Origin of the sequence: Streptomyces longispororuber, assembly GCF_014656095.1 — a bacterium.
Taxonomy (GTDB): Bacteria; Actinomycetota; Actinomycetes; order Streptomycetales; family Streptomycetaceae; genus Streptomyces; species Streptomyces longispororuber.
This window is the reverse complement of record NZ_BNBT01000257.1, coordinates 1-6452: the sequence shown is the minus strand read 5'-3', so window position 1 is coordinate 6452 and position 6452 is coordinate 1. Positions and strand designations below refer to the sequence as shown.

The window sequence follows — 6452 nt, the reverse complement described above, 5'->3', positions numbered from 1 at the left end:
CGCGCCCCGCGGCCGCGCCGCCGCCCGCGGCGGACCAGGACCTCGGCGACGCCGTGCCCGCCTTCCTGGACGGCGGCCCCCTCAGGGCCCCCGAGGACGCGCCGGCCACCTTGCAGGAGGCCCTGCGCGCGGCGGCCCGGCTCGCGCCGGACAAGGGGACGGTGTACCTGACCAAGGGACACGACGACGTGTTCCAGAGCTACGCGGAGCTGCTCGCCGACGCCGAGCGGGTCCTCGCCGGACTGCGCGCCGCCGGGCTGCGCCCCGGGGACGCGGCGCTGTTCCAGTTCGAGGACAACAAGGAGTTCCTGACCGCGTTCTGGGCGTGCCTGCTGGGCGGCTTCGTGCCGACGCCGGTCGGCGTGGCCACCACGTACCGCGCGGAGAACGAGACCAACCGCAAGCTGCACAACGCCTGGGAGCTGCTCGGGCGGCCCGTGCTGCTCACCGACGACGCCACCGTCGACGCGCTCACCGGGGTGCGGGAGCTGTGGGGCGAGCCGGACGTGCGGGTCCTGACCGTCGGCGACCTCGTGGCCTGCCCGCCCGACGGCGACTGGTTCCCCGCCACCCCCGAGTCCCCGGCGCTCAACCTCCTCACCTCGGGCAGCACCGGGATGCCCAAGTGCGTCCACCACACCCACGCGAGCCTGGTGGCCCGCTCGCTGGCCGTCATCCAGCACTCCGGTCTCACCGGTGACGACATCAGCCTCATCTACATGCCGTTCGACCACGTCACGGTCGCCTTCTACAACGTCCGCGACGTCTTCCTGCGCTGCCTGCACGTCAACGCCAGGACCGAGCACGCCCTGGGCGACCCGCTGCTCTGGCTCGACTGGGTCGACCGCTACCGGGTCACGAACACCTGGGCGCCGAACTTCGTCTACGCCCTGGTCAACGAGCACGCCGAGGAGATCCGCGGCAACCGCTCCTGGGACCTGTCGTGTCTGCGCGAGATCGTCAACGGCGGTGAGCCGGTGATCGCCGCGACCAGCCACCGGTTCCTGGAGCTGCTCGCCCCGTACGGGCTGCGCGCCGACGCCATGCGGCCGGCGTGGGGCATGTCCGAGACCTGCTCCGGGGTGACCTACACCCGCCAGCACCGCGACGACCACCGCGCGGGCACCGTCGCCATCGACCCCGCCTCGCTGACCGGGAGCATCCGCCACGTCGACCCCGGCGCGAAGGACGCGGTCGTCCTTTCGACGGTCGGCAGCCCCATCCCGGGGGTGCGGCTGCGCGTCGTGGACGACTCCGGCCGGGAGCTGCCCGAGGACCGCCTGGGCGAGCTGCGCATCCGCGGTCTGACGATGATGCACGGCTACTACGCGAACCCGGAGGCCAACCGGGAGGCGTTCGACGAGGACGGCTGGTTCCGCACCGGCGACCTCGCGTTCGTCCACGACGGCGAGATCGTGATCGCCGGGCGCAAGAAGGACCAGATCATCGTGCGCGGCATCAACTACATGGCGCACGAGATCGAGAGCGTCGTGGAGCGGGCCGAGGGCGTGAAGGTCACGTTCTCGGCCGCCGCCGGGGTGCGCGAGCCGGGCGCCGAGTCCGACCGGCTCGTGGTGTTCTTCGTGCCGCTGCGCTGGGACGCCGAGGCGCTGGCCGCGGTCACCGAGGAGGTGCGGGCGCTGCTGGCCCGCGAGGTGGGCATCGCGCCCGACCTGCTCGTGCCCGTCACCGAGGCGGAGTTCCCGAAGACCGGCAGCGGCAAGGTGCAGCGCGCCGCGCTCGTCACCGCGTTCCACGCCGGGACGTTCGCCGACCGGGTCATCGGCGGCGAGGAGCCCGAGGAGGTGCCGGACACCTGGCTGTTTAGGCGGCAGTGGACCGAGCTGTCCGAGTTGCCCGCCACCGCGGCGACCGGGGACGGTGCCGACGGCGGGGTGCGGCTCGTCATCGCCGACGACGGCGACGCCGAGCGCCTGGGCGTCGAGGGGCCGCTGGTCACCGTCCGCCGGGGGGAGCGGTTCGCCGAGCGGGCGCCCCACCGGTACGAGGCGCGCACGGACGACCGCGACGAGCTGCGGCGGCTGCTCGCGGCCGTGACCGAGGCCCACGGCCCGGTCGCCGCCGTCGTCCTCGCCCCGCCGCTGTCCGGCGGCGGCGACCCGCACGCCCGTCTCACCGCGGCGACGGCGGAGCTGTCCGCCCTCGTCGGGGCGCTCGCCGACGGGTCGTACGGCCGCCCGCCGCTGCTCCTCGTCACCCGTGGCGCGGTGTACGTGCGCGACGGGGACGCCGTCGACCTGGGCACCTGCGCGCTGCCCGCGCTGGTGCGGACCGCGGTGGCCGAGAACCCCGGCCACGTGATCCGCCAGCTCGACCTGCCCGCCGACCCCGGCGCCTGGCCGGGGGCGGTGCGCGCCGAGCTGGCCGACCGGGCGGGCACCGGCGTCGTGGCGGTACGCGCGGGACGGCGCTGGAAGCCGCAGGTGGCGCCGGTCGCCGAGGAGGGGGCGCAGGCCGCGCCGCCGCTGGTGGCGGGCGGTCTCTACCTGGTCACCGGCGGGCTCGGCGGCATCGCGTACGAGGTCGCGGGCTATCTCGCCGCCGCCTACGGGGCGCGGCTGCTGCTCGTCGGCCGGTCCCCCGCCGACGGGGACAGGGCGGCCAGGCTGGCGGAGCTGACCGCGCTCGGCAGCGTCGTGTACGAGCGGCTCGACGTCACCGACGGGGCCGCGCTGGAGGCGGCGGTCACCGCGGCGGAGGCGCGCTGGGGGCGCCGTCTCGACGGTGCCCTGCACCTGGCGGGGACGGACCCGACGGGCCAGTGGGCCGACCTCGAACGGCACACCGTGGCGGCCGAGACCGCGGACACGTTCGCCGCCCAGTACGGCGCCAAGGTCGCGGGCACGCTCGCGGTGGCGGACGTGCTCGCGGCGCGCCCCGACGCCTCGCTCGTGCTCTTCGGCTCCGTGAACGGCGAGTTCGGCGGCCATTCCTTCGGCGCGTATGCCGCGGCAAACGGCTTTCTCGCCGGATTCGCGGACCATTGGCACCACGAACGCCGCCGGTCGGTGCACTGCCTCGCCTGGAGCATGTGGAAGGGCGTCGGCATGAACCAGAACCAGTCCGACGCTCCGGCGCGCAGCCGCGGTTTCCGTTCCATCGAGGCGACGGACGGACTCCGGCTGTTCACCGAAGGCATCTCGACACCGCACCACTATGTGATCGTGGGCCTCGACCTGGCGCATCCGGCCATTGTCGACGAACTGGTGCCGGAGCAGTTGCGGGTCGGTGAACTGCTCGTCGCCTACACCGCCGACGGCGTCGATACGGAGGCCGTGCACGCGGCCGTGGCGCCGGCCGTGCGGGACTGCCCGGTGCCGGTGCGGCTCGTGCGGGTGGACCGGGTGCCGAGGGACGCGACGGGCGGTGTCGACGTCGCCCAACTGCTCGCCGACACGGCCGCCGACCGGCCCAAGCGCCACTTCACGGCGCCCGCCACCGACATGGAGCGGCGGATCGCGGCCCTGTGGTCGGACGCGCTGAACCACCCCGAGATCGGCAGGGACGACTCGTTCTTCGACCTCGGCGGCAACTCGATCCGGGCGACGCGGCTGCTCGCCCTGGTCGACGAGGCCTTCGCGGTCCGGGTGCCGACGCAGGAGCTGTACGAGCACCCGACCGTCGAGGCGATGGCGGAGTTCGTGGAGCGGCACACGGCCCACTGAGCGGCACCGGGCGGGCCGGGGCGGCACCTCGCGGACGGGGTGGCCGTCCCGGCGCCGCCGCGGCGCCCTGGGGACCGCCCTCCGCCCGCCCGTGTGCCCGGCCCGGTGTGCCCGCCGTGGGCGGTGCCGTGACGCCGCCCGCGGGCCCGGCCGCCGCGGCCGGGACGGTGTCCCGATTTCCTGGCGACAGGACATCGGCGCCGGTCGGGGCGCTGTTCCGCACGGAATTTGCTTGACCCCGCCCGGCGCTGCGGGAAAAGTAAGCGTCGCTCCGCCGTCAGCCCGAAGTGCCGCCCCCTCCGCGAGCCCACGCGGAATGCGCGGCAGACGCGACGTGGACCGAATGCCAGGCTCACTCACTGAGATTCCCGAAGACCACGCACGTCGAGTTCGTGTGCCATCGGCGCTCCATTCGCGCCCGCAATGGACCCGTCTGCGCAGGAAGACTTACCGAGGAGTAAAAGCGAAATGATCCCTCTGTCCTTTGCGCAGCGCCGGCTGTGGTTCATCGACCGGCTCGAGGGCCCGTCGGCGACGTACAACGTCCCGTTCGTGCTGCACCTGGACGGAGCGCTGGACGTGGACGCCCTGCGCCTGGCGCTGCGCGACGTCGTGACCCGGCACGAGAGCCTGCGCACGCTGTTCGTCGAGGACGGCGAGGGCCGGCCCGTGCAGCGGATCGAGCCCGCCGGCGGCCACTTCGCGGACCTGCCCGTCGTCGACGTGGCGCCCGAGGGCGTGGACGCGGCGGTGGCCGAGGCCGCCTCCCACCGGTTCGACCTGTCCCGCGAGATACCCGTGCGGGTGCGGCTGCTGCGCAGCGGGCCGCGGCGGCACGTCCTGGTCCTCGTCGTCCACCACGCCGCCGCCGACGGCGAGTCGGTGGCGCCCCTGAGCCGGGACCTGGCCACCGCCTACACCGCCCGGGTGCGGTCCCAGGAGCCGGACTGGCCCGAGCTGCCCGTGCAGTACAAGGACTACACGCTGTGGCAGCGGGAGTACCTCGGGGAATCGGACGACCCCACGAGCGTGCTGTCCACGCAGCTCGCGTACTGGCGTCGCGAACTCGCGGGCGCGCCGCAGCAGTTGCGGCTGCCCACGGACCGGCCGCGGCCGTCGAAGGCCAGCCACGAGGGTGACGTGGTCCCCTTCACGGTCGACGCCGACCTCGCGGCCGCCGTCGCGGAGGTGGCCGGCCGCCGGGGCCTGACGCAGGCGATGGTGATGCAGTCGGCCCTCGCCATGCTGCTGCACCACCTCGGCGCCGGGGACGACGTCACCATCGGCTCGACCGTCGCCGGACGCACCGACGAGGCGCTGCTCGACCTCGTCGGGTTCTTCGTCAACACCTGGGTGCTGCGCACGGACCTGTCGGGCAACCCCTCGCTGGAGCAGGTGCTCGACCGCGTCCAGGACAAGGCGCTCGGCGCGTACGAGAACCAGGACGTGCCCTTCGAGCGGCTCGTCGAGGCGCTGAACCCGGAGCGTTCCACCGCCTACCACCCGTTTTTCCAGGTGATGTTCAGTTGGCAGAGCGTCGCCCACGTCGAGCTCGACCTGCCGGACCTGACCGTCACGCTCGAGGCCGTCGCGAACAAGACCTCCAAGTTCGACCTGGAGTTCAACTTCTCCGCCGACGAGCAGGGCCGCCTGACCTGCATGCTGGAGTACGCCACCGATCTGTTCGACCGGGAGACCGTCGAGGAGATGGGGGCCCGCTTCGTCCGTATCCTGCGGGCGCTCGCGGACGACCCCACCACCCGGCTCGGCGCGGTGGACGTGCTCTCCGCCGCCGAGCGGGGCGTCCTCGCCGGGCGCAACGAGACGGCCGAGCCGACCCCCGAGCTGACCGTCGCCCAGCTCTTCGAGCGGCAGGCCGGGCTGACCCCGGACGCCGTCGCGGTCACCACCGAGTTCCAGGACCTGACGTACCGGGAGCTGGAGGAGCGGTCCAACCGCCTCGCGCACGAGCTGATCCGGCGGGGCGCGGGCCCCGAGACGCTCGTCGGGCTCTCCCTGCCGCGCACGGCGGACCTGGTGACGGCGCTGCTCGGCATCCTCAAGTCCGGTGCGGCCTACGTGCCCATCGACCCCCGCTACCCGAGCGCCCGCCTCGGCCACATCCTTTCCGAGGCCCGCCCGCAGCTCATCCTGACCGACACGGACACCGAGTCGGTGCTGCCCGCCGACGACAGTGCCCCCCGGCTCCGGCTCGACGAGTTCGACCTGGACAGCGGCGCGGCGGACCGCCCCGCGACCGGGCTGCTGCCGGACAACACCGCCTTCGTGATGTACACCTCCGGCTCGACCGGCAAGCCCAAGGGCGTGGCGGTCACCCACCGCGGGGTGGTCAACGGTGTCACGCGTCTGGCCGCGGTGGTCGGCGTGGAGGCGGGCTGCCGCATGCTGGCGGGGACCTCCATCAACTTCGACGTGTCGGTCTTCGAGATCGTCACCACCCTGTCGGTGGGCGGCACGGTCGAGGTCGTGCGCGATCCGCTGGTGGTCGCCGAGCGCGGCGGCTGGTCGGGCAGTGTGATCAGCTCGGTGCCGTCCGTGTTCGCCGAACTCCTCGACCAGGTCGGCGGGAAGATCCAGGCCGACACCGTCGTCTTCGGTGGTGAGGCCCTGTCGGCGGCCCTGGTGGAGCGGGCCCGCGAGGCCATTCCGGGCGTACGCGTCGTCAACCCCTACGGCCAGACGGAGTCGTTCTACGCGACGGCCTTCCAGGCCCAGGAGGGCTGGCGGGGGTCGGCGGGTGCGCCG

2 protein-coding genes are annotated in these 6452 nt (G+C 73.7%); both read left to right on the top strand.

Translation table 11 applies throughout. The annotated features are described in order from the left end of the window. On the top strand, positions 1-3686 hold a 3686-nt coding region (locus IE330_RS37405), incomplete at its 5' end, for an SDR family NAD(P)-dependent oxidoreductase (protein ID WP_190140646.1). Positions 3687-4154: 468 nt separating this feature from the next. Next, positions 4155-6452, top strand: a 2298-nt coding sequence (locus IE330_RS37400; protein ID WP_190140645.1) for a condensation domain-containing protein, incomplete at its 3' end; no start/stop codon positions are given.